Below are 22,474 nucleotides of genomic sequence, written 5' to 3'. Positions count from 1 at the left end.
CCTCGACGACCGGAAGGAAACGACCGTGACCGTGGCACAGACCGGCCTGCCCGCCCTGGTGGCGCGGCACGCCGAACACACCCCGGACGCCCTCGCCGTGGCGGACGGCGACACCACCCTCACGTACGCGCAGCTCGTCTCGCGCGCCCGCCGTCTCGCCGCCCACCTGCACGAGCAGGGCGTACGCACCGGTGACTCGGTGGCGCTCCTCATGCCCCGCTCGGCCGCCACCGTCGTCGCCCAGCTCGCCCTGTGGTGGGCGGGCGCCGCCGTCGTGCCGCTCGACCCGGCGCACCCCGCCCCCCGTACCGCCGCCATGCTCGAAGACTCCGGCGCCACGCTCACCCTCGGCGACAGCAAGCTGCTGGAGGCCGCCGCGCCGGCCGGAACCGTCCTCGCCCTGCCCGGCGACGAGCGGCTGACCGACCTGGAGCTGCCCGGCGAGGGGCCCGGCCCCGACGCCGTCGCGTTCGTCATGTTCACCTCCGGCTCCACCGGCCGCCCCAAGGGCGTCGCGATCCCGCACGGGGCCGTCGCCGAACTCGTCACCGCCCCGGACTACGTCACCGTCACCGCGCGCGACCGGGTCCTCCTGCATTCCCCGGCGACGTTCGACGGCTCCACCTTCGAGGTGTGGTCGGCCCTCGCCAACGGCGCCGCCGTCGTGGTGTGCACCACTGAGCGGCCCTCCTTCGAGGATCTCGCCAAGGACGTGGAGCGGCACGGCGTCACCGTCGCGTTCTTCACCACCGCCCTCTTCCACCAGCTCGCGGCCCGCCGCTCGCGCGTCTTCTCGCTGCTGCGCACGGTGGTCGTCGGCGGTGAGGCGATGGCCGCGCAGCACGCCCGCGCCGTGCTGCGCGCCTTCCCCTGGGTCGAGCTCGTCAACGGCTACGGCCCGACCGAGACCACCACCTTCGCCACCGCCCACCGGGTCACCGACGCAGACTGCGACGGGCCCGTACCCATCGGCCGCCCCGTGGCCGGTGCCACCGCCCACATCCTCGACGCGGCGGACCTGCCCGTCGACGGCGGGGCACGCGGCGAACTGTGGATCGGCGGCAGCCGACTGGCCCACGGATACACCCGGCGGCCCGAGCTGACCGCCGAGCGCTTCGTCGCCCACCCCACGCTCGGCCGCCTCTACCGCACCGGCGACCTCGTCTCCGCCCGCCCGGACGGCATCCTCGACTACCACGGCCGCACCGACGACCAGGTCAAGGTGCGCGGCTTCCGCATCGAGCCCGGCGAGATCGAGCACGCGCTGCGCGAGCAGCCGGAGGTGGACGACGCGGCCGTCACCGTACGCCGCCCCACCCCCGACGACGCCCGCCTCGCCGCCTTCGTGGTGGCCGGCCCCGGACCGGTGCCGCACTCGGAGGCACTCCTCGCCCGCCTCGCCGCCCTCCTGCCCGCGCACCTGGTCCCGGACGAGCTGACCTTCGTCGAACGGCTGCCGCTCACCACCTCCGGCAAGGTCGACCGCGGGTCCCTCGGCGACCTCGCCACCGCCGTCGACACCATCGGCGCCGCCCAACCGCTCACCCCGCTCCAGCAGGCCGTCGCCGAAGTGTGGGCACGCTCGCTCGGCTGCGAAGTGACCCGGCCCGACGCCGACTTCCTCGAACTCGGCGGACACTCCCTGCTCGCCCTCGTCGTCGCCGAGGACCTGCGCGAGGACCTCGGCGTGGAACTGTCGCTCGCCGACTTCTTCGCAGCCCCCACGGTCGCCGGCCACGCCGACCTGGTCGAGCGCGCCCTGCTCGCCGCCCACACCGATCTGCACCCCGACGCGCCCGAGGACACCGATGGCCGCCACTGACACCCCCGCCGACCTTCAACAGGAGCTGCTGCGCAGGGCCCGGGCCCGCGCCGCCGCGCGTCCGGCCACTCCGGCGCCGGCCCAGGAACGTGCCACCGGACCCGCCCCGCTCACCCATGCCCAGCGCCGCATGTGGCTGATGGAACGGCTCGGCCAGAGCAGCGCCCAGTACAGCGTGCCCTTCGCGACCCGGCTCACCGGGCCCTTCGATCCGGACGCCCTGAGCACCGCGCTCACCGAGCTGGTACGCCGCCACGAGATCCTGCGCACCCGCTACGGCCACGACGGCGACGAGCCCTACCAGGAGCCGCTGCCCGCCCCCGACGCCATCGCGGTCCCCGTGGTCGACGCCCCGGACGACGGCGCCCGGCTCCTGACCGAGGAGGCCCGCCGCCCCTTCGACCTGGCCGACGGCACCGTCCCGCGCGCCCTCGTGCTGCGCCATGGGCCGCAGGACCACACCGTATTGCTGACGTTCCATCACATAGCCATCGACGGCGGCTCGTTGGAGACCGTGGCCGGAGAGCTCGCGGCCCTGTACCAGGCGGCTGTCGACGGCCGTCCGCTCGCACTGCCCGAGCCGCCGCAGTACGCGGACTTCGCGCGCCGCGAGCACACCGACGCGGCACGCCTGGAAGACGGCCTCGGCCACTGGATGCGGCGTCTCGACGGCGCCACCGCGCCGCGCCTGCCCCGGCCGGCCGTACTCCCCGCCGATGTGACCGAACACCCGGCCGCGACCCGCTCCACCGCGCTCGGCGAGGACGTACTGCCCGCGCTGCGCGAGCTCGGCCGGCAGCGCCGGGCCACGGTGTTCACCGTGGGCCTGGCCGCCGCGTTCGCCGCACTGCACCGCCTCACCGGCGAGCTGGACCTCGTCATCGGCTGTGCCGCCACTCACCGTGAGGGCCCGGCGATGCGCGGCCTGGTGGGCCTGTGCGTCAACACCCTCCCGGTACGCGTCGACCTGTCGGGCGATCCCGGCTTCGCGACCCTCGTCGAGCGCGTGCGGGACGCGTTGCTCGCGGCACAGGAGCACCGTGAGGTGCCGTTCGACCTGATCCTGGAGCGGCTCGGCGCGGCGGTCCGGGGCGACGACGGCACCGGACTCGTACGGGTCACCTCGGACGTCGTCGGCACCCCAACCGCACTGTGTCTGCCCGGACTTGAGGCACGCGCCGTCGACGTGGCCGTGGGGGAGGCCAAGTTCGACCTCACCTTCGGCCTGTTCGACACCGAAGCCCCGGCCAGCCTGGTCCAGTTCGGCCGGGCCGCGCTCGACGAAGTGACGGGCCGGGCCCTCGCCGCGTCCTTCACCGAACTGCTCACCGCCGTCGCGACCGACCCCGAACTCCCGCTGTCCGCACTGCCGGGCAGCCCCGCCGGGCAGGTGACCGACGGAAGCCACCCCGCCGAGGTCCGGCTGCTGGCCCACCCGGAGGTGGCCGAGGCCCACGTGCCTGACCCGGTGGGCGGACCCCTGCTCGCCTACGCCGTACTGCGCCGCACCGGAGGGCCCTCGCCCGTCCAGCTCCGCACCCATCTGCGGGGAGCCCTCGGACGCGCACTCGTGCCCGCCGCGGTCATCCTGCTGGACGCCATGCCGCGCACGGCGGACGGATCCGTGGACACCGCGAAGCTGCCCTCGGCCCCGGTTCCGGCGCCGCCCAGGAGCCCGCGCCTCGACGCGGTGACGGAGGCGTTCACGGGACTGCTCGGCCAACGGCCTTCCCCGGACGACGATTTCTTCGCGCTCGGCGGCCACTCGCTGGCCGCCGTCCAGCTCGCCGAGCGTCTGCGGTCGGCGCTCACGCTGCCCCTGGTCGGCCTCGACATCATGCAGACCCGTACGCCGAGGGCCGTCGCGGAGCTGCTCGACGCGCGTGCGGCGGAGCGGGCCTCGGCGGTCGCCGCGTCCGCTGCCGCGTCCGCGTCGGCCACTGCCTCCGCGCGACCGCGCCGGGCGCGCGAGGGCACGGTCCTGGTGACCGGCGGCACGGGGGGCGTCGGTGCGTTCGTGCTGCGTGAACTGGCCGCCCAGGGACGGCCGGTGCTCGCGCTGGCCCGGCCCGAGTCCGCGCATCTGGTCGGCGGACAAGGCGTCGAGGTCATCGAGGGCGACCTCACCGACCTGGACGGTCTGCGAGCCGCCGTCGAAGGCGCGGACGCAGTGATCCACGCCGCGTGCACCTTCACCCGCCCCGAAGTGGATGTGGCCGCGATGGAGGCCATGGTCGACGCCTGGCGCGGGGGCCCCTTCGTCTTCGTGAGCAGTGTGGACGCCTATGGCCGGCCCCAGGCCGCCCAGGTGGCAGAGGAGTCGGCCGCGCAGGCGCCGCTCAGCTCGTACGGCCAGGCCAAACTGGACTGCGAGCGGCACCTGCTGAGTGCTGCGGGCACCGAGGGGCGGGGCGGCGCGAGTGCCGTGCGCTCACCCATCGTGTGGGGCGCGCACGACCGGCTGCGCGACCAACTGCGGTGGGGCGCCACGGGGTTGCTGTACCAGGCGGCCCTCGCCGGCCACCCCATCGGCCTGCCGGCCTCCGGTGCGGGTGGACACGACTGGTACGGGGCGCCCTGGGTGCACGCGGCGGCTCTGGCCCGCGCGGTGGTCTCCTGCCTCGACGCACCCGTGCACGGCGTCGCCAACGCCGTGAGCGGACACGTGGCCTGGTCCGACCTCACCGCCGAGCTGGTGACGCTGCTCGGCAGCGACAGCGCCGTCACGTTCGACGACGAGGTGCACCGCGACCTCGACCACCGCTGGCACTACCGCGCGGACCGACTCGCACGGGCCCTGCGCCCGGCGCCGGGGGAGGACCTGCACTCGGTGCTGGCCGAGATGATCGAGCCGATGGGTCACCGATGAGCCGTCGATGAACCGATGAAGGGGGCAGGTCGCACGGGCTGAGTCGGAAGCGGCGAGGGTGAAGGGGGCAGGGGTGGAGGGGTGAGCGTGGGTGTGTGAGCCGCATCGCATGGGGTGCGGCCACGTGTGCACTGCGTACAGTGGTCGGCCGACCATGGGTCGGGCGCACACCCCCGTGCCGCCGGTCCCGCTCGATTCACCAGGAGTTGCCGTGTTCCGCCCGCAGTCCCGACCGACCGCCCCTGCCTCCCCATCCACCCGTGCCGTTGCACGGCCGACGGCTCGAAGGGCCGCCGGCGCCGGCGCCGCCCTGGTGCTGCTCGCCCTGCAGATCGGGGTCGGTTCGGCGGCTCAGGCGAGAACACCTGGGACGGCGACGGATGCCCGGGCCACGGCGGCGGGAGTGGGGGCCGGGGGCGCCGCACGCACGGGTCACGCCCCCCTCGAAGCCACCATCTCCGAGGGGCAGATGAAGGAGGTCGCGCCGGGCGGTGTGCTCACCTACCCGAGCGTGACCAGCTGCCTCACCATCACGGTCCGCCTGAGCGGCGGTGGCCTGGTGGGCGCGCACGCCAGTCTCTTCCAGGTGCCCGGCGAACTGCGCTCCGACGGGATACTGCCCGCCCTCAAGGCCGCGGTGGGCGGCCGACCGGTGAGTGCCATCGAGGTCAGGGGCGCGGTCGGAGCTTGGCACCCGAGCTACTTCACCAAGGCGATCGAGAGCTACGGCGACACGGATCCGGTGCCGGTCCCGACCGGCCAGGACGCCGAGGGCATCGCCCGGGCGGTGGCCGACGGCCTCGGCCTGCCGCGCCCCCTCGTGACCGTCCAGGACGTGCCCGACGGCGACCAGACCGTCCGCTGATCCACCCCGCCCCCGCCGGCCCCGGCGACCGCGCCGACCCCGTCGAACGGTCAGCGCAGGGTCGTCGGCGGCAGGAACTCGCGGGGCGCCTCGCGGTGCCACCACGCTCCGGTCGTCCGGAGTTCCTGCCACGTCGTGAAGCGATAGCGCCACACCCGGGCACGGATGAATACCGGCGGCGCGTCGGGAAAGGGATTGTGCCGCAACAGGCGCACCGTATCGGGGTCGTTGACCAGAAGGCGTGCCACGAACGCGCTGAACCACGAGGAGCCGTAGGACGGCGAGAGCGCCAGGAACCAGAGTAGCCAGTCTAGCCGCAGGTGGTACGGGGCGAACTGGCGCGGCAGCCGTCGTACATCGCCCGGCTTCCCATGGAATTCGTACTCCCGCCAGATGGTCCGCTCTGTCACCGACTCGTCCGCGGTTCCCTCGATGACGACCTCGCGCCGGACGCGCGTGATGCTCCCGAAGGCCCCGTACGAATTGACCAGATGCAGTGGCTCGTACGTCGTGTTCATCCGCTGCCGGTGCGAAAGGAGATTGCGGGCAGGACGACAACTGAGCGCGAGGACGAGAGCGGCCACCAGGGCGACGACGATCTCGTACCACAGGGGCGGGCGGGACAGGGTCGGCGCGGTCGCGACGGGGGAGCCGTCGAGGGCGGAGGAGGCGAGGACGATGGTCAGCCAGTTCAGCCAGGCGAAGTTCCCGGAGAGGACCAGCCACAGCTGGGTGCAGATGATCACGCAGGCAGCGATGCTCGCGACCGGCTGCGGGGTGAACAGGACTACGGGCACGACGAGTTGGACGAAGTGGTTGGCCGCCACCTCCACCCGGTGCAGGGGCTTCGGCAGATGGTGGAAGAACCAGCTGAGCGGGCCGGGCATCGGCTGGGTCTCGTGGTGGTAGTACAGGCACGTCAGATCGCGCCAGCACGGATCGCCGCGCAGCTTGATGAGCCCGGCGCCGAACTCCACCCGGAACAACACCCACCGCAGCAGCCACATCAGGATCACGGGAGGGGCGATGTCGTCGTTCCCCAGGAAGACGGCGAGGAAGCCGGACTCCAGGAGAAGCGACTCCCAGCCGAAGCCGTACCAGGTCTGGCCGACGTTGACGATGGACAGGTACAGCGCCCACAGCACCGCCCAGCACACCATCGCCGCCCACAACGGCACGGCATCGGCCGCCCCCGCCACCACGGCCCCCGCCAGGGCCGCCCCCGACCACGCACACAGGCCGAACAGCCGGTCGGAGTAGCGGAGTTGGAACAGGCTGGGTGCACTGCGGAACGGTACGCGCCGCACGAAGGCGGGCACGGGAAGCATCCCGTGCTCGCCGATGAGCGCCCGGAACTGCAGGGCCGCCGCGAGGAACGCCACCAGGTAGACGGCGGCGAGGGAGCGCTGGAAGACGAGCCGGCCGAACCAGTACGCCGACGACGAGAACCACTGCACGACGGGGCGCCTCCAGGCCGGGGAGCGGAACGGCGGGCGAAGCCCGCGCCCCCTTCGTAGCGGGTATCCGGGAGCCGGTCGAGTCGGCCTGGTGTCCCTTCACCCGCTCGCGCCACAACCGTGATCATCGGAAGAGGTCCGGTGGCCCGGCGAGGCGCGCCGGCGACGCCCGGCCGGGCCGTGTGGAGGCGCCGACGCGCCCCCCCGCACACGGTCGGCCCGCGCGGCGGTCGGCCGCGTCAGACGTTGACTCCGTAGTCGGCGGCGATACCGGCGAGCCCCGACGCGTAACCCTGGCCGACCGCGCGGAACTTCCACTCGGCGCCGTGCCGGTAGAGCTCCCCGAAGACCATCGCCGTCTCCGTCGAGGCGTCCTCGCTCAGGTCGTAGCGGGCCAGCTCGATGCCGCCCGACTGGTTGAGCACGCGGATGTAGGCGTTGCGCACCTGGCCGAAGTTCTGCCCGCGCGCCTGGGCGTCGTGGATGGAGACCGGGAACACGATCTTCGCGACGGGGGCGGGGACAGCGGTGAGGTCGATGTTGATGGTCTCGTCGTCGCCCTCGCCCTCGCCGGTGAGGTTGTCGCCGGTGTGCTGCACCGAGCCGTCCGGGCTGGTCAGGTTGTTGTAGAAGACGAAGTGGCTGTCCGAGAGCACCTTGCCGCTCTCGTCGCAGAGCAGCGCGCTGGCGTCGAGGTCATGGTCCGTGCCGGTGGTCGTCCGCACGTCCCAGCCCAAACCCACCGTGACGGCCGCGAGGCCGGGGGCTTCCTTGCTCAGCGAGACATTCCCGCCCTTACCGAGACTCACGCCCATGTTGTTCCTCCGTGGTTGTGCCGGTTCCGTCGTCCGATGAGAACGTCCGGAACACGGCTACGGTTCCACGATTGCGCAATCCCTGAAGTGATGGCCTGTTGTTGGAGGTGCGGGCCGGAACGCCTCGGTCAGGAGGCGGGACCGGCCGGAGGCGCGCCGGTGGTGGCGGCCTTGTAGAGGGCCTGGGCGGCCGGCCCGAAGTACGCGCTGTACGAGACCTGCGGGGTGTTGCCGCCGGTGTGGTAGCCGCCGATGACGCCGATCACACCCCAGCCGCCCGGCCGGGCCACCAGCATGGGCCCACCGCTCGTGCCGCCCACGAATCCGGCACAGGCGATGCGCTCGAAGGTGCCCGGGTCGGCCGGGTCGTCGCTGAGCCACTTCGTGGTCTTGCTCAGGCATTCCAGTGGCTTCTGCGCGCCACCGGGGTAGCCGATCATGCGTACGGGGGCGTGGGCGTACCCCGAGCCGGTGACCAGCTGGACCCCGCCGACCGCGTCCTCCAGCCGCTGTCCGTCCTGGTTGGCCTCGGTGAGCGCGAACCCGAAGTCATAGGCCGCGCCCGCGTGTTCACCCTTGTCGTAGTACTGCTGCGAGACGTACACCCCGTTGTCCTGGACGGGGAAGACACCGAACGGGGTGAGCCCGTCGTGGTACTGCGGCACGAAGGCGAGATGACGCTTGGGGGCGTTGCCGGCATACCCCTTCAGGCAGTGCCCGGCACTGAGCACCAGGTTGTGGCCGGGGCCGCGCACCACGGAACCACTGCACGTACGCCCCGTACCGGAGTCGTCCGTCCAGAAGAAGGTGCCGGCCTGAGGAATCCCGTCGAAGCTCTTGCTCGGCGGGATGACCTCGCCGGGGCGTGGGCCGTCCACGGACGGCGATGTGGTGTGGGCCCCCATGGCTTCGTCCTGACTTGTGGCACCGGGCCCTGGGTCGCCCGGACCCGTGTCGCCGGGCTGAGCGGCCGTCATACGGGCCGCGGTCCAGAAGGCGCCCAGCTCGGCGGCGTCCGGGCCGGGCGCCGACGGGGTGCCCGCCGCGAACGCCGTGGGAGTCAGGCCGGCGGACAGCAGCACCGCAGCCGCGAGTGCGGCGCCGTGTCGGATGTTCCTGGTCCTGCGCACCATCAATTCCTCTCCGCCCGGACATATGTGACGGCCCACCATACGGGGGCTCCAGCGGTGTGCAGTAGAGCGCGAAGTCGCCCGGCGCGGCGCCGGGCGCCCCGCGTGATCGGTCAGTGCACCACCGCCCCGAAGGCCTGATGTGCCGCCCGGCGCCACCGGTTGGCGGGCAGTGCGGGGCGCAGCACGGCGAGCGCCCCGCAGTACTTGGTGAACACGGCGGGCCGCACCCGATGGGCGTGCAGCAGCCGGTCCGCCTCCGTGAGGTGCTCGGCGGACTTCGTTTCGACGAGTACGAGCCCCGCGTCGGCGCGCACCGCGCGCTTGCCGGCCAGATCGACACACACCAGCCCCGCGTCGCACGTGACGCGCTGACCGTCCGCCACGAACGTGGCCCGGAGGTAGTCGGTGGACAGGGAGGGCCCGAGCAGGTCCGGCGCGTCGATCGCGTACGCGCGGCGCAGTGTGTCGGCGAGGAACACCCGCTGCGCGGCGCCCATCGGGGTGTCCGCGCCGGTGAGGGCGCGGCGGTGTTTGACCGTGTCACCCCGGGCACCCTTGAGCTTGATCTCGAACTGCCGCTCCCCGCTGTCCTCGTAGACCCGCTCACGGACCTTGAACCGCAGCCGTCTGCCCTGCCGGTGGTCGTGGAAGGAGCGCAGGGCGGGGGTGTCGTAGTACACCGAGTGGTAGCGGAAGACGCGGATCCCATCGATGGCCAGCGCCCGGAAGGGCCCGCCCGGCCGCCCGGCCGCGGTGAGCGGGCCGACCACCTGGAGGAAGGCGGGGACGGGCACGAGGTAGCTGCGGTCGAAGCGGGTGAGCAGCGAGGACCGCTCGTTGAGCTCGGCCAGCGAGATCGGGCCGGCGCCCCAGGCGGCCTCCTCGACGGCCCGCACGGCCTCGATGCTCATGCGGTGTCCAGGGCGGGGGCCGCCGGGCGCGGCACGTCGGCGTGGCCCGTCGTCACCGACGCGGACATAGATGGTGATGTAGATGGTGACGCGGGTGTGGACGTGCGGATGTGGGGGTGGGCGGGTGCCGGTGCGGAGGTCGCCACCGGTTCGCGGTAGCGGACGTCGACGACCATCAGATCCCGTACGAAGTCGATCTCCATGACCGTCCAGTGCAGCGGCTCGCCGAGGCGCCGTGCGAGGTCGGTCCGTAGCGCGGTGGGGTTGGTGTGCACGGCGTCCAGGGTGATGACCGCGCGGCGGGCACGGGCGAAGAGGCGCGGGTGGTCGGCTGCGTACACGACCAGGAGCAGAACGGCGCTGAGCGCGGCCGCCAGGCCGAACCGGAGGTGGGGCAGCCCGCAGATGAGGCCGAGCACCAAGGTGGTGAAGTAGTAGGCCACCTCCTGGTGCTGCACGGCGTCGGAGCGCAGCCGGATGATCGACAGGACCCCGAACAGACCGAAGCCGAGCGCCATGCCGCCTCGGCCACCCACCTCGGCGAGTGCCGCGACGATGGTGAACAGGGCCACGTTCAGGGCGAGATAGGCCGGCACGAGGTCGCGGCGCCGGTGCCTCGGGTAGTAGATCGCGAACGTGAGCAGGCAGATGGCGGTGAGGTCGAGCCCCAGATGGGCGGCGAGATGACGTAACGAGTCCATGGCTCCGCTCCCGGTATGCGTACGCGTGCGTAGGTGTGCGTACGGGAAGAGAACCCAGACTCTAGGAGGCCGCCGGGTGAACCTTCGCCAACTTGTCAGTGAATCCAACGGATCATTGACGTATTCGAGTGGTCATTGACCAATTCGGTTGTGGCGCTGACGAGTTCGGCCCTCTTGCGATGCACGTCCGCGATCGGTCCTGCTGCGGTCCGCGCCCCCTCTCAACAGGTGCCATAGGCACCTCGCTATGGCCATGTTCCCGGGACGCCTCTTGGACGCCGAGGGGGCACGGCTGTTCTGCTGGGGACATGCGAGACAACACGACACGCTTTGCCGCCCTGCACCGCTCTCCCGCGAAGTGGCCCGCCGCGCTGCTCGCCCTCGCGGTGCTCACCACCGGGACCGCCTCCACCGCGCAGGCGGCCGAAGCCCGGGACCGCACCACCCTGAGCGCCACGTCCGCTCAGGGGTCGCGCCACGTGGGTGACACCTCCGCTCAGCTGACGCGCCATGGGGGCGACACACATGATGGGGCCGCCACGCGTGATGTCGCCGACGCGCTGCGGCAGCTGGAAGCGAGTCACGACGTGCGGATCGGTGCGTACGCCCTCGACACCGTGACCGGACGGGCCGTCAGCTACCGGGGTGGCGAGAGCTTCCCCTCGCTGTCCACCTTCAAGGCGATGGCGTGTGCGGCCGTGCTCGACCGGGCGCGGCGCACCGAGCCGGGGCTCCTCGACAAGGTCGTGCAATGGAAGGCGAGCGACGAGGTAGCCAACTCGCCGGTCACCCAGGGGCAGGGCGCCAAGGGGATGACCGTCGCCGAGCTGTGCCGGGCAGCCATCACCCGGAGCGACAACACGGCGGGCAACATGGTGCTCCACCAGATCGGTGGTCCCCAGGGCATGACCCGCTACTACCGCTCCCTCGGCGACCCGGTCTCGCGGCTGGACCGCTGGGAGCCCGAGCTGAACGACTGGCGGCCGGGGGAGCGGCGCGACACCACGGCCCCCGCCGCCATGGGACGTGACCTCGCCAAGACCTCCCTGGGGTGCGCCCTGGCACCGGCCGACCGGGACACGCTGAACACCTGGCTGCGGGGGACCGTCACGGGAGGCGAGCGGATCCGGGCCGGCTTGCCCAAGGACTGGACCGTCGGAGACAAGACCGGTACGACCGACGCGTACGGCTCCGCCCATGACATCGCGGTGGCGTGGCCGAAGTCCGGCCACCCCGTGATCATCGCGATCTACACCAACCATGCGGCTGCCGAGGCGCCCGCGGACAACGCGGTGATCGCGAGCACCGCGTCGGCGCTTGTGCGCGGCCTCGGGGTCCCGACCTCCTGACCGGCGGCCGAGGGCGGGTGCGGCGCGCCGGTGTCGTCACCAACTGCCCTCTGCCGGGCTCTGGTTGGTAATGGCCTGCCACACCTGGCGGGCCAGAATGCGGGGCGCCGCCATCCCGTCGACGACCAGGTCGCACGAATGACGTGCCGGCTCGACGTGCCGGTAGTGCGCCTCGCGCCGGTGCTCCACATAGTTCCGCAGAAGCACATCGAGCGGGAAGTCCTCGCTCAGGCACTTGCGCCGGATCTTGCGGGCCAGGCGCAGGTCGGCCGGCAGATCGACGAACACGTCGAAGCGGCGGTGCCGCGTCCGCGGGGCTATGTGGTGCGCGAACATGCCGTCGACGATGACGAACTCCGCCGCATCCAGGGCGGCGTCGGTGTCCTCGGTGAGGCGTTCGGTGTCCATCGAGCGCGGGTCGCCGGCGTCCAGACGTGGCACGCCCGCCTCGTCGGGCGTCCACACGCCTCGCTCGGGAGTGCGGAAGTAGTAGTCGTCGCCGTGCAGGACCCGTACGGGCGTGCGGGGCGCGTCGGCGGCCAGAGCCGTGGCCAGAGTCGTCTTGCCGGCGCCCGCGCCGCCCGTCAAGGTGAGCAGCATCCGGTCCTCCCCGATCCATCGCGAGGGTCGATGGTCGCACGCCTTCCGGCGCGTCCCGGCGTGCCGCCCGGCCGGGGGTCTGCGAGGGTCGGCCTGGAACCCGTGACCCTGGGGCCCGGCACCCTCCGCACAAGGAAGTGAGCAAGGCATGGAGAAGTTCTCCCTGGAAGCGATCGCCCGCGCTCAGCTGAAGGCCGCCCGGGACGCCGGGGCCGGACGCAGCGCGTCCACCGTGATCGGCGGGCACGAGCGCGTGCTGCGCCACACGGTCATGGCTCTGACCGAGGGCAGCACACTCGGCGAGCACGGCCATGGGGGCGAGGCCACGCTGCTGGTGTGGACGGGCCGCATCCGCCTCGTCGCCGGAGCGGACACCTGGGAGGGCCGGAACGGGGACCTGTTGGCGGTACCGGCCACGCCCCACACGGTGGAGGCCTTGGAGGACTCGGCGTTCCTGCTGACCGTAGCGATGGCTTGACGGGCTGACGGCTTGAAAGCTTGACGGGCTGATGGCCCGACAGGCTCAGGCGCCGACGTGCGGACGTGCTGCGCCCCGCTGTTCCCCGCGAGGGCGAGGGTCTCCTCAGCGTGGTGTGGCCCCTACGGGACGGCCCTCAGCCGGCCCCGACCCCGAGCCATGTGAGCTTCGTCCGTGCGGGCGATGGATGAGCGCCACACGGGGTCGACCCTGGAATTGGCCGCGACAGGTGCGACCGAGCCACACGAGAACCGCGTCAGGAGAAGAGAGGCCGTCATGAACGCCGCCCGCAGCCCGCGCGTCGCCCGCAGCCCCCGCCCCGCCCACAGCTCACACCCTGCCCCCGCCGCCATATCCGCGGAGCATCTGAACGATCCCCGCAGCCTGGCGTTCTTCCGCGGTGCGAAGGTGCTCGTCGGCGCCTACCTGGGGATCAGCGTGCTCACGCTGGCGGTCATCGTTCTCCTCCGCGGCGACTCGGCGGACGTGAACTCCGCCGTGTGGGTGCGGGGAACCATCGTCGCCGTGAGCGCGCTCGTGACGCTCCTGTGCGCCGTTCGCGCGGCCCGCGGCTCACGCTCCGCGTATCGCAGGCTCAGGATCATCTCGGCCGTCTCGGTCGTGGCCATCGCGGCCGTCGTCGCGCTGCCGGGCACGTTTCCCGCTTGGCTGAAGGCCGAACAAGCGGCCTGCGGGCTGCTCCTGGTGGCCGTGGTGGTGCTGGTCAACGGCAAGCACGTGCGATCGGTCTTCGCCGCCGGCTGAGCGCGGAGCTCCGACCGGACCGGACGAGTGAACCCCTGGCGAGTGGACCGGACCGGCAGGAAGCGGTGCGCCGCTTTCGCCCTCAGCGTGATCGGTCTGGACGTGGGCAGGGTGTGGCAGCGTACGGGTATGACCCCGGCGATAGCCCATCTCAGTGACCCGCACCTCACGTCCGGCCCGCTGGCCGGTGCGCCGGCCGAGGCGTTGGCCCGCGCGCTCGGCCGGGTCCTCGCCTTGGATCCACGGCCCGACGCGGTGGTGATCACGGGGGACCTGACCGACCGGGGCCGTGCCGAGGAGTATGCGGTCCTGCGGGAGGTAGTCAGCGGCTTTCCCCTGCCGCTGCATCTCGTCGCCGGAAATCACGACGACCCCGAGTCGCTGCGTACGGCCTTCGGCGGTACCGCCTTCCTGGGCGGCGGATACAAGACGCACTACGCGGTGCAGCACCCCGGCTTCACGGTCGTCGTCCTCGACTCGACGGTTCCGGGCTCTCCCGGCGGCCGTCTGGGGGCGTCCCAACTGGGCTGGCTGGACTGGGTGCTTGAACGGAGGTCCGGTATCCCGGCGTTCGTCTGTCTGCACCATCCCCCCGTCCCGGTGGGGATCGGATTCCTGGACGGAATGCGGCTGGCCGATGGGGACGCCCTGGCCGTGGTCGGCCGCCATCCCCATGTCGCCCGGGTCCTGGCGGGCCATGTCCACCGTTCCGTCACGGCGCCCTTCGCCGGTGGCATCCTGGCGGTCGCTCCCAGCACCCACCTCCAGAGCGGGCTGGCCCTACGGGGCGAGGTCCCCAACTACCTCGCGGAACCAACCTCCTTCCTGCTCCACCTCCGTACGGACACCATGTGGGTCACCCACACCGTCCCCATCAGTCACGCCGGTGCCACGATCGCCACATGGGCTTCGGGCACATGACATGGCGCATCGGTATGGCTCCATGACATCTCATGACATGGCGCGGGGCAGCGACACGACGTGGCCGCTCGCGTGGGGACCGCGGATGGCCTGCGGTCAGGAAGAGAAGCCCACATGGACGTGGTCGTGGTGGGTGTCGTCGGAGAAGAATTGATGTGCCGTGGCACCGCCCGTCAGCTGCACCGGGCCACCGACGTTGTACGACCCGGCCGACGCGGCGGCTCGCATGAACCCGGTGATCAGGCTGCGGGAGGTCGCCGGGTCCACGACCGGCCGGCCGTCGATGCGCCACACGTCGAAGGCGCGGCCCAGCGGATGATCGCTGGGCCGGTCGGTGCCGAACACGTCCAGCGGATGACCGGAGCGTACGACGCTGACCGAAAGCCGGTAGGTGCCCGCGAGTTGGAGCATCGCACGCAGCACACTGTCATGTACGGCGCCGCTGCGGATGTCGGCCACGGAGGCGGGCGGCAACTCGATCCGGGACTGGGCGAGCACATCCCGCGCAGCTGAGTCCAGCGCCTTGGCGGGGCCTGGTGCCGCGGGGTGCAGGCCGGTGACGGCCCAGCCGCCGGGGTCGTGGCTGAGGCGAACGTCGACGGTCGTGCCTCCGTGGTGCACGGCCGAGCCCGTCAGGGTGGGCTGGTCGCAGACGACCAGAACGCTCGCCGTGTCGGACAGGATCCCGCCGTACTGGGCGTCGATCACCCGCACCACCGCCGCGTCCGCCGATGGTGTCAACGACCCTGCCTCGGCGGCCAGTTGGGCAGCAAGGCTTTCGGAGATCCCCAGCGAGGCGACACGTGCCGCGGCCGCCTCCCGACCGCCTTGCCCGAGCGCCCAGGTGCCCAGCGCCTCGACCAGCCGCACCGCGGCGAGTTTGGCGGCGGGCTCGATCTCGCCGGGCCCCGGCCGCCACGGCACGGCCTCGGGGAGTGTGCCGACGGGGCTCGCCGCGAGGGACGGCGAGCCCGAGGCGGATGCCGGGCCGGTGGGGGAGGCCGCGGACGGTGCGCGCGAGCGGGCGCCGGACGATGTGGGCGCGGGCGATGAATGTGCCCCGCCCGAGCAGGCCGCGGTGCCCAGGCACCAGGCGGCCGTGCCGAGAAGCACCGAACGGCGGCGGAGGACTCCGGGTGGAGGCTGGCTGGGTGGGGGAGGCAGAACCATGGCCGGCTCCTCGGACGCGCGGGCGTACGGAAATGCCGCCAGTATCCGCCCGCCCGGCCCGCACGCCGTGCACCTCGCCGCAGGGTCGGCCGGATCCGTTTCGGCAGGGTGCGGCCGCCGTCGCGATCCCTCGCTCCCCCCGCCCGTATCTCCGTTCCGTATCGTCGCTGTGGATGTGGCGCCGCTGTGGATGTGGCGGGGAACCATGACTTTCGCAGCACACGGGGGCACGGGTCATCATGGGGCGCGCAGTGCCGACCGGAGTACTGCTCGTCGTACTCGGTGCAGCACTGACCGCAACACGGAGGAGCGCCATGGCCCGCAGGGTCCACCAACCGCTGGAGAACGAGGAGTTCGACTTCATCCTCGCGCTGGCCGAAGGCCCGGTGCTCGCGTATTTCTGCGGGACCTGGCCCAAGGCCGTCAAGGCATGCAAGGAGATGGACCCCGTCGTGGCCGAGGCCGCCGAGGAGTACGCGGGACGCCTGACCGTGATCAAGGTCGACATGACGCGTTGCCCGGTGCCGGTACGGCGCTACGGCGTGGAGGGCGCCCCCTCCGTGGTCCTGATCAAGGGTGGCGAAACGGTGGCGCTCGCGGCGGGAACGATGGACGGCTCCGCCCTGAAGACCTTCCTGGACGGCAATCTCTGAGGGGTACGGGTACGGGTACGGGCACGGGCACGGGTACGGGCCAAGGGCCGAGGGCCATAGGGCAGAGAGCCAAGGGCCAAGGGCCGAGGGTCGACGGATACGAGTTCCCACCCGCACCCGCACCCGCACCCGCACCCGCACCACCCGCACCCACGCAGTCGCAGGTCAGGTCGCAGGTCAGGCCCTGAGTGCCACCGTCACCACGAGAGGCGGGCGCTGCCGTTCGGCCGCCCAGTCGCGGCTGAGCGCATGGACCGGGTCGGCGACGCCGTCGGCCTCGTCCGGGGTCGGATGCGACTGCGACATGGCCGTGAACCCCGCACGATTCAGGAGCGCGGAGATCGCGGCGGGGGGCCAGGCGTGGTTCGGCGTGGACTGCCAGGTTCCGTCGGTGCGGCGCAGTCGTACCGTCATGGCCTGGCCGGGACCGTACGTGGCACCGGGTTCGCCGACCCGCAGCGAGGCGTACTCGATGCCTGCGCACGCCGGGTCCGTGGTGAGCAGCGCGAGGGGTGCGCCCGGCCGCAGCAGCCGGTGGATCTCGCCGAACACGGCCAGGACGCTCCGGTCGTCGGGCAGCGAGGCCAGGACGTGATTGCACATCGCCGCGTCCGCGCAGGCATCGGCCAGGCCGTCCGCGCGGCCTCCGGTGACCAGGTGGTACTCGGCGCCCGGGGTGCCCCGTTCGCGGGCCAGGGCGAGCATCTCGGGGGAGGCGTCCACGCCGATGATCCGCATGCCGAGCCGTCGGGCGGCGTACTCCGCGACGGTGCCGGGTCCGCAGCCGAAGTCAAGGAGCGTCCCGCCGGTGGTGTTGGCCCCCGCGAGGGCCCGGAATACGAACGGATAGCCGATCAGCCAATCCGTCGCCGCGTCCACCGCCGCGAACGCCTGCGCACCCGCGCGCCCCGACCACGCCCGGCCACCTTCTTCACCCGGGCGCGGACCCTCGGCGGCCGCGCGCGCCCTTTCCGGAGTCAACCGCCCGCCCTCGGGATCCGGCCGCCCACCTTCTGCTTCCTGCGGCATGTGCTGCTCCCCTCTCTCGGATCCCCAAAAGGTGCCTGCCGGGTCTCTGGGATGTACACGAGTGCAAGGGGTGCCTGCCGGGGAAGCCGTTCGCCGCACGCAGTCCCGCTTCCATCATCGAATCCCTAAGGGCTGGACGCATCCCGTAGCGCGGGCTCGGGGAGCCGCTCGATGGCCACCATCGCGGCGTCGTCGCCCAGGGTTCCGGTCGGAGTGTGGGCGAGCAGATCGCGGCGGAGGTGGCTCAGCAGGGCGTGGGGGCCGGTTCCGTTCCAGGCGGCCGCGCGTTCGGCCAGGGGATAGAAGTCGCCCGCCTCGTCGCGTGCTTCGAGCACGCCGTCGGTGTACAGGAGAAGGATGTCGCCGGGCTCGAACGGGAAGCTCTGTGCGGCCAGTTGGGACTCGGCGAGGCCGGCGAGCCCGAGGGGTGGTGCCGGATGGTCGACCTCCAGGGTGACGACCCCTTCGCGACGCAGGAGCAGCGGCGAAGGGTGGCCGCAGTTCACCAGGTGGACGGAGTGTCCGAGGTCCGGGATCTCGATCAGGGCGGCGGTGATGAACGCCTCGCTGTGGTCGTCGAAGCCGGGGTCGTCCGCAGCCGTACCCTCGGGTCCGGGGTCAGGATGGGAGGCGCGGCCGGAGCCGAGGGGGGAACCGGGCCGAGGGGGCTCGGAGGCCTCATGGGCCTCATAGGTCTCATGGGCCTGAAAGGACCGCTGGGTCTGATGGGCTTGATGGGCTTGGTCGAGGTCCGGCGCGACGGCACGTTCGAGATAGTCGACAAGGCTCGGCAGATCGGCCTCCTGGTGCGCCGCGGCCCGGAACGCCCCGAGCACCAGAGCCGCGTCTCCCACGGCCTCAAGTCCCTTGCCGCGTACGTCACCGATGATGAGCCGGCTGCCGTGGGAGGTCCGAGCGGCGGCGTACAGATCACCGCCGATCCGAGCATCCGCCGCGGCGGCCAGATACACGCTCGCGACGCGCAACGGGCCGAGGCGCTCACGCAGGGGGCGCAGCACGACCTGCTGGGCGGCCTCGGCGACCGAACGCAACCGCACAAGCTGTTGCTCGTGCACCTCACGGAGATGGGCGAACAGCGTCACGAACACCGAGATCAGGAGCAGCGTGATGATCTGGAAGGTGTGATTGAGATCGGTGACGCTGCCCCGCACCATCGCCACGACCACCTGCGCCAGGACGGCGACCACCCCGATGGAACCGGTGGTGCGGGGCCCGGCGAAGGACGCCGTGACGGCGGGGGCGGCGGCCAGGAACGGCCCGAGGTGCACATCGGGCGGGACGAGCAGATCGCCCGTCGTGACGAGCGCGATCATCGCGAGCGGCACCGCGAGCAGAGCGTGCCGCGGCGCCAGGGAGCGGCGGCGGGCCGCGCGCAGTGCCTGAAGATCCATCACCCCTGAATACACCGCACGGCCGCCCGCACCCGGCACGCCTGGCCGAGTGTGCTCCGAGCACACATCGCAGGAGTCCGACGTACACACCGTATGAGACCAGCCCGCCCAGCGCATGAGCCCGGCCCCCGCTCCGCATGTGCCCGGCCCCCACATCGCGGGGCGCGCCCGCAACCGCATCCACCACGCACCAGGCAGCCCGCGATCACTCCGGGATGGACCCGGGCGCACACTGATCGGGACAGCTGGGCGACGAGCGACCGGAGCGCACCCGCGCACCAACACAGTCGCTCGGAGCACGAGGGCGCGAAGGCGACGCGAAGGCGACGCGAAAGCGGCGCGAAAGGAAGCGTGCGACCACATGGACAGGGACGTGGACGGCAAGATGAACGACCGCGACGGCGAAGGTGACAGCGACAGGGGTAACGGGGTAGCAGGCAGGGGTGCGGCCAGAGACGCGGACGGACAGCGTGACGCGTCCCCCCGAGGCGTTGCCCCCGCGATCCACTGCCGCGCGGTGATGGCGGAGACCGAGCGCTTCGTCGCGGCCATCGCGGGCGCGAACCTGGGGACGCCGGTACCGAGCTGTCCCGGCTGGACCCTCGTCGACCTGATCCGGCACACCGGAAGCGTGCAGCGCATGTTCTCCGGACTGCTTCGCCGGCTGGTCCAGGAGCGTCCCCTCACCCGCGACACCGTCCTCGACCTGCCGGCGAGCGACGATGGTTATCCCGCCTGGTTGACCGGCAGCGCGCGGGTGGCAGGCCAGGTGTTCGCCGACACCGACCCGGACGCTCCCATGTGGGTGTGGGGTGCCGATCCGCACGCCCGGTTCTGGATGCGGCGGATGCTGTTCGAGACGCTGATGCACCGGGTGGACGCGGAACTCGCCGTAGGCCTCCGGCCGGTGATCGACCCCGCGCTCGCGGCGGACGGAGTGGACGAGTTCCTGGTCAACCTGCCCTTCGCCGAGTTCTTCGCGCCGAAGACCGCGGAACTGCGCGGCCAGGGCGAGACGATCCGCTTCCGCTGTACGGACCGGCCGGACGAATGGCTGGTCCGACTGCGCCCCGACGGCTTCGGCATCGACCCGAACGCCGAGGAGGCGCTCGCCATGGGTACGGCGGACGCCACCGTCGAGGGCGTGGCGGCCGATCTGCTGCTGCTCCTGTACGGCCGCCTCGACCGCGGCGCCGAGGTCTTCGAAACCTCGGGGAACGACGACCTGCTCCGGCGCTGGGTGGCCAACTCGGCCTTCTGACGCCTTGGGCGGCCGCGTCAGTTGTGGCCGAACTTCCGGGACCGCTTGTGCGAGACCTCCGGCGTCGAGTGCATGGTCGCCGACGAGACGGGGCTCTGCGTCTGCTCCTTGGCCTCGGCCGTGGTGGCGGTCCGGTCATGGCCGCCGGTGCGTGCACCCCGGTTCTGGCGGGTCTGCTTCTTGCTCATCGTGGTCGCCCCCTGCTGGGCAGGTCGGAGGTAGAGCCACTTCCACGCTCGCACGCACCCTGGGAGATCGCATTCGGGGCGGTCGAGGCGCACGATCACCTGTTGTCGAGGTACGGGTGACGCGATGACGTGCCGACGCGGCGACGTGCCGACAAGGTGCCTTCGCCGGCACGTCCACGTCACCGCGCGTCACCGTCGTTGTACGGCGGTCCTTCGGGGTGCGGGGCCGTCGTCCAGCAGGGCCTCCATGACAAGACGGATGCCGCGCGCGAGCCGGCCCAGCTGTTCGAGTTCCATCGCGTACATCCTGATGGTGTTCTCGATGACGGCCGGGGCAACGCCCAGCGTGGGCAGTTCGGCGCGACTGGTCTGGAGGGCCACGCGCACCGCGCGGATCTCGTGCTGCACCTGGATCTGTGCGTGCCGCGCCAGCAGGACGTGGTGGCGGACCAGGGGCGAGTAGCCGGCGTAGCGGGCCGGCAGCAGGTCGCGCAGCCAACGGGTGGCGGTGCGCTCCCAGTCACGGCTCCCGGGCGATTTGACCTGACACGGCCAGTCCGGGCTGAGGGAGGTGGTGGGGGCGGTAGGGGACATTCTCGTCGCTTCCGATGGTTGTCGAACTCTGATCGAGAGGTGTGGGCGGCCCCGGCCCAGGGGTTGGCCGAGGCCGCCAGGGGCGTACCACCGGATCCGACAGCCTGGATCGGACAGCCGGCGCGGCGTGAGGAGGGGGGCGCCACGCCGGGTGTTCGTTCTCGGAGGGGCTGGGGTGGCTCTCCTTGGCAGGGGGCGATCGGTGGCCGCCTCGGCTCAGTAAACATATATACCGTTGAGTAAACAAGGGTATGAAAAGATTCATGCGCCGTTACGTTGTGAAGATCCTGCGCTTCACCTCGGACGAATCCGGCCCCGGGGGGAAGAAACGGAATTGTCGACTCAGTGGTGCGTGAAGCGCAGGTCGAGGAGCAAGTGCGGGCGGGCGGTGAGGGCTGCGCCGGCCGCGGGGGCGCACGGCGGCGAGCGGCGGGCCGACCGAGGACGTTCAGCCGGCCGGCGCAGGTTCAGGCGTCGGCTCGCGGGTTCTGGCGGGCGCGGGTTCAGAGGAAGAAGCCGTGCTTGTCGGCGGCCTGCTCGTACTCCTCAAGCCGCGCCTGGGTCCGCTCGGGGTCGGCGTCGGCCATCGCCTGGAGGATGGCCGCGGCGAGCACACCGGGCGCCGCGTACGAGTCGAACACGAGCCGTGAGCCGGTGCCCGCGGTCAGCGCCACATCGGCCTCGTCCACGAGCGGGCCGAGGGTGGTGTCCGTGACCAGCGCGATGCGCAGCCCGGCGCTGCGGGCCGTCCGGAGCGCGGACAGGGTCTCCTTGGCGTGCCGGGGCATGGCGAAGGCCAGCACCCAGGTGCCGCCCGCCGAACGGGACTGGAGCAGCGCGTCGTAGGCGACGCTGCCGCCGCGTGTCACCAGCCGCACGTCGGGGTGGATGCGGCGGGCCGCGTACGCGAAGTACTCGGCGAGGGAGACGGAGATGCGCAGGCCGAGGACCGTCAGCGGCACCGAACGGGCCAGCTCGCGGCCGATCTCCAGGACCTGGGTGGTATTGGCGACCAGGCGGCGCACGTTCTCCAGGTTCTCGATCTCGGCGTCCACCGCCGCCTGGAGTTCGTTGTGCTTGCTCTCCTCGCGCCCCTCGGGGGTGCCCGCGACCGCGCTCAGGGCCAGCGGCTGGAGGACCTCGCGCAGCGCGGGATAGCCGCTGTAGCCGAGGGAGGAGGCGAACCGGGTCACGGACGGCTGGCTCACGCCGACCCGCTCCGCGAGTTCGGTGATCGAGAGGAAGGCGGCGTCGGTGAGGTGGTCGATGAGGTACTGCGCGATGCGCCGCTGACCGGGGGAGAGCCGGTGGCCGTCGAACAGGGCGCGGACCCGGTCCACCGGGGCGCGTTCGTGGTCCGAGGGCTCCCCGCTCGGCGTGATCGCGGCCGACTGGGCGCGTACCTGCTGCCCCGATGACACCGGCGGGCCTCCTTCTCATGCCACGTGTGCTCAAAACATAGCTCACCCTTGTGGCGGACC

The 22,474-nt window shown here is 72.0% G+C and carries 21 protein-coding genes; 9 read left to right on the top strand and 12 right to left on the bottom strand.

All coding sequences use genetic code 11. The annotated features are described in order from the left end of the window. Positions 1–25: 25 nt before the first annotated feature. The 3 genes from ACFYNP_RS13490 (at position 26) to ACFYNP_RS13480 (ending at position 5,556) form a co-directional block, all read left to right on the top strand. Complete coding sequence (locus ACFYNP_RS13490) at positions 26–1,822, top strand: amino acid adenylation domain-containing protein (RefSeq protein WP_388785346.1); 1,797 nt, start codon at positions 26–28, stop codon at positions 1,820–1,822. Further along, on the top strand, positions 1,809–4,691 hold the full coding sequence (locus tag ACFYNP_RS13485) for a condensation domain-containing protein (protein WP_388785344.1): 2,883 nt from the start codon (positions 1,809–1,811) through the stop codon (positions 4,689–4,691). Before ACFYNP_RS13490 ends, ACFYNP_RS13485 begins: the two co-directional genes overlap by 14 nt. 469 nt (positions 4,692–5,160) lie before the next feature. Then, a complete protein-coding gene (locus ACFYNP_RS13480; RefSeq protein WP_388785343.1) occupies positions 5,161–5,556 on the top strand; it encodes a hypothetical protein in 396 nt (131 codons plus the stop codon). A 50-nt stretch (positions 5,557–5,606) separates the two neighbouring features. Here the strand turns inward: ACFYNP_RS13480 and ACFYNP_RS13475 are convergent, their stop codons facing one another. The 5 genes from ACFYNP_RS13475 to ACFYNP_RS13455 all read right to left on the bottom strand — a co-directional run bounded on the left by ACFYNP_RS13475 (position 5,607) and on the right by ACFYNP_RS13455 (position 10,573). Then, positions 5,607–7,013, bottom strand: a complete 1,407-nt coding sequence (locus tag ACFYNP_RS13475; protein WP_388785341.1) for a lipase maturation factor family protein — start codon at positions 7,011–7,013, stop codon at positions 5,607–5,609. Positions 7,014–7,252: 239 nt separating this feature from the next. Continuing rightward, the gene (locus ACFYNP_RS13470) at positions 7,253–7,828 is read right to left on the bottom strand and encodes a TerD family protein (protein WP_388412686.1); all 576 of its coding nucleotides are present in this window, start codon (positions 7,826–7,828) and stop codon (positions 7,253–7,255) included. 128 nt (positions 7,829–7,956) lie between these two features. After that, positions 7,957–8,961, bottom strand: coding sequence for a trypsin-like serine peptidase (locus ACFYNP_RS13465; protein WP_388412684.1), 1,005 nt, complete (start codon positions 8,959–8,961; stop codon positions 7,957–7,959). Positions 8,962–9,071: 110 nt separating this feature from the next. Further along, positions 9,072–9,872: a polyphosphate polymerase domain-containing protein gene (locus ACFYNP_RS13460; protein WP_388785339.1), complete on the bottom strand. Its 801-nt coding sequence runs from the start codon at positions 9,870–9,872 to the stop codon at positions 9,072–9,074. Then, positions 9,869–10,573: a DUF4956 domain-containing protein gene (locus ACFYNP_RS13455; RefSeq protein ID WP_388785338.1), complete on the bottom strand. Its 705-nt coding sequence runs from the start codon at positions 10,571–10,573 to the stop codon at positions 9,869–9,871. The genes ACFYNP_RS13460 and ACFYNP_RS13455 overlap by 4 nt, the downstream gene beginning before the upstream one ends. 308 nt (positions 10,574–10,881) lie before the next feature. Between ACFYNP_RS13455 and bla the strand changes: the two genes are divergently transcribed. Further along, on the top strand, positions 10,882–11,922 hold the full coding sequence (bla, locus tag ACFYNP_RS13450; RefSeq protein ID WP_388785336.1) for a class A beta-lactamase: 1,041 nt from the start codon (positions 10,882–10,884) through the stop codon (positions 11,920–11,922). Positions 11,923–11,958: 36 nt separating this feature from the next. Here bla and ACFYNP_RS13445 read toward each other — a convergent pair whose 3' ends face one another. Further along, positions 11,959–12,522 carry a uridine kinase gene (locus ACFYNP_RS13445; RefSeq protein WP_388785335.1) on the bottom strand — a complete coding sequence of 188 codons (564 nt, stop codon included), beginning with the start codon at positions 12,520–12,522 and terminating at the stop codon, positions 11,959–11,961. A 148-nt stretch (positions 12,523–12,670) separates the two neighbouring features. Here ACFYNP_RS13445 and ACFYNP_RS13440 point away from each other — a divergent pair, with 148 nt between their 5' ends. The 3 genes from ACFYNP_RS13440 to ACFYNP_RS13430 all read left to right on the top strand — a co-directional run bounded on the left by ACFYNP_RS13440 (position 12,671) and on the right by ACFYNP_RS13430 (position 14,686). Beyond that, positions 12,671–13,000, top strand: coding sequence for a LuxR family transcriptional regulator (locus tag ACFYNP_RS13440; RefSeq protein ID WP_388412676.1), 330 nt, complete (start codon positions 12,671–12,673; stop codon positions 12,998–13,000). Between the two features lie 276 nt (positions 13,001–13,276). Continuing rightward, on the top strand, positions 13,277–13,765 hold the full coding sequence (locus ACFYNP_RS13435) for a hypothetical protein (RefSeq protein ID WP_388785333.1): 489 nt from the start codon (positions 13,277–13,279) through the stop codon (positions 13,763–13,765). Between the two features lie 129 nt (positions 13,766–13,894). Then, positions 13,895–14,686: a phosphodiesterase gene (locus ACFYNP_RS13430; RefSeq protein WP_388785331.1), complete on the top strand. Its 792-nt coding sequence runs from the start codon at positions 13,895–13,897 to the stop codon at positions 14,684–14,686. Between the two features lie 96 nt (positions 14,687–14,782). Here the strand turns inward: ACFYNP_RS13430 and ACFYNP_RS13425 are convergent, their stop codons facing one another. Next, positions 14,783–15,856 carry a hypothetical protein gene (locus ACFYNP_RS13425; RefSeq protein ID WP_388785329.1) on the bottom strand — a complete coding sequence of 358 codons (1,074 nt, stop codon included), beginning with the start codon at positions 15,854–15,856 and terminating at the stop codon, positions 14,783–14,785. Positions 15,857–16,170: 314 nt separating this feature from the next. Between ACFYNP_RS13425 and ACFYNP_RS13420 the strand changes: the two genes are divergently transcribed. After that, the gene (locus ACFYNP_RS13420) at positions 16,171–16,509 is read left to right on the top strand and encodes a thioredoxin family protein (protein ID WP_388412671.1); all 339 of its coding nucleotides are present in this window, start codon (positions 16,171–16,173) and stop codon (positions 16,507–16,509) included. Between the two features lie 177 nt (positions 16,510–16,686). Here the strand turns inward: ACFYNP_RS13420 and ACFYNP_RS13415 are convergent, their stop codons facing one another. Continuing rightward, positions 16,687–17,538 (bottom strand): class I SAM-dependent methyltransferase, encoded by an 852-nt coding sequence (locus ACFYNP_RS13415; RefSeq protein WP_388785327.1) that lies wholly within the window; start codon positions 17,536–17,538, stop codon positions 16,687–16,689. Between the two features lie 125 nt (positions 17,539–17,663). Then, positions 17,664–18,950, bottom strand: coding sequence for a PP2C family protein-serine/threonine phosphatase (locus ACFYNP_RS13410; RefSeq protein WP_388785325.1), 1,287 nt, complete (start codon positions 18,948–18,950; stop codon positions 17,664–17,666). Positions 18,951–19,470: 520 nt separating this feature from the next. Between ACFYNP_RS13410 and ACFYNP_RS13405 the strand changes: the two genes are divergently transcribed. Beyond that, complete coding sequence (locus ACFYNP_RS13405) at positions 19,471–20,211, top strand: maleylpyruvate isomerase family mycothiol-dependent enzyme (RefSeq protein WP_388785323.1); 741 nt, start codon at positions 19,471–19,473, stop codon at positions 20,209–20,211. 17 nt (positions 20,212–20,228) lie between these two features. Here ACFYNP_RS13405 and ACFYNP_RS13400 read toward each other — a convergent pair whose 3' ends face one another. The 3 genes from ACFYNP_RS13400 to ACFYNP_RS13390 all read right to left on the bottom strand — a co-directional run bounded on the left by ACFYNP_RS13400 (position 20,229) and on the right by ACFYNP_RS13390 (position 22,414). Further along, entirely contained in the window at positions 20,229–20,399 is a 171-nt protein-coding gene (locus ACFYNP_RS13400) for a hypothetical protein (RefSeq protein ID WP_388412665.1), read from the bottom strand. Positions 20,400–20,588: 189 nt separating this feature from the next. After that, positions 20,589–20,993: a hypothetical protein gene (locus ACFYNP_RS13395; protein WP_388785321.1), complete on the bottom strand. Its 405-nt coding sequence runs from the start codon at positions 20,991–20,993 to the stop codon at positions 20,589–20,591. A gap of 503 nt (positions 20,994–21,496) precedes the next feature. Further along, positions 21,497–22,414, bottom strand: a complete 918-nt coding sequence (locus ACFYNP_RS13390) for a MurR/RpiR family transcriptional regulator (RefSeq protein WP_388785319.1) — start codon at positions 22,412–22,414, stop codon at positions 21,497–21,499. Between the last annotated feature and the right edge of the window lie 60 nt (positions 22,415–22,474).

It is taken from the genome of Streptomyces sp. NPDC006691, from assembly GCF_042869955.1.
Lineage (GTDB): Bacteria > Actinomycetota > Actinomycetes > Streptomycetales > Streptomycetaceae > Streptomyces.
This window is presented reverse-complemented; position numbering and strand designations above follow the sequence as displayed.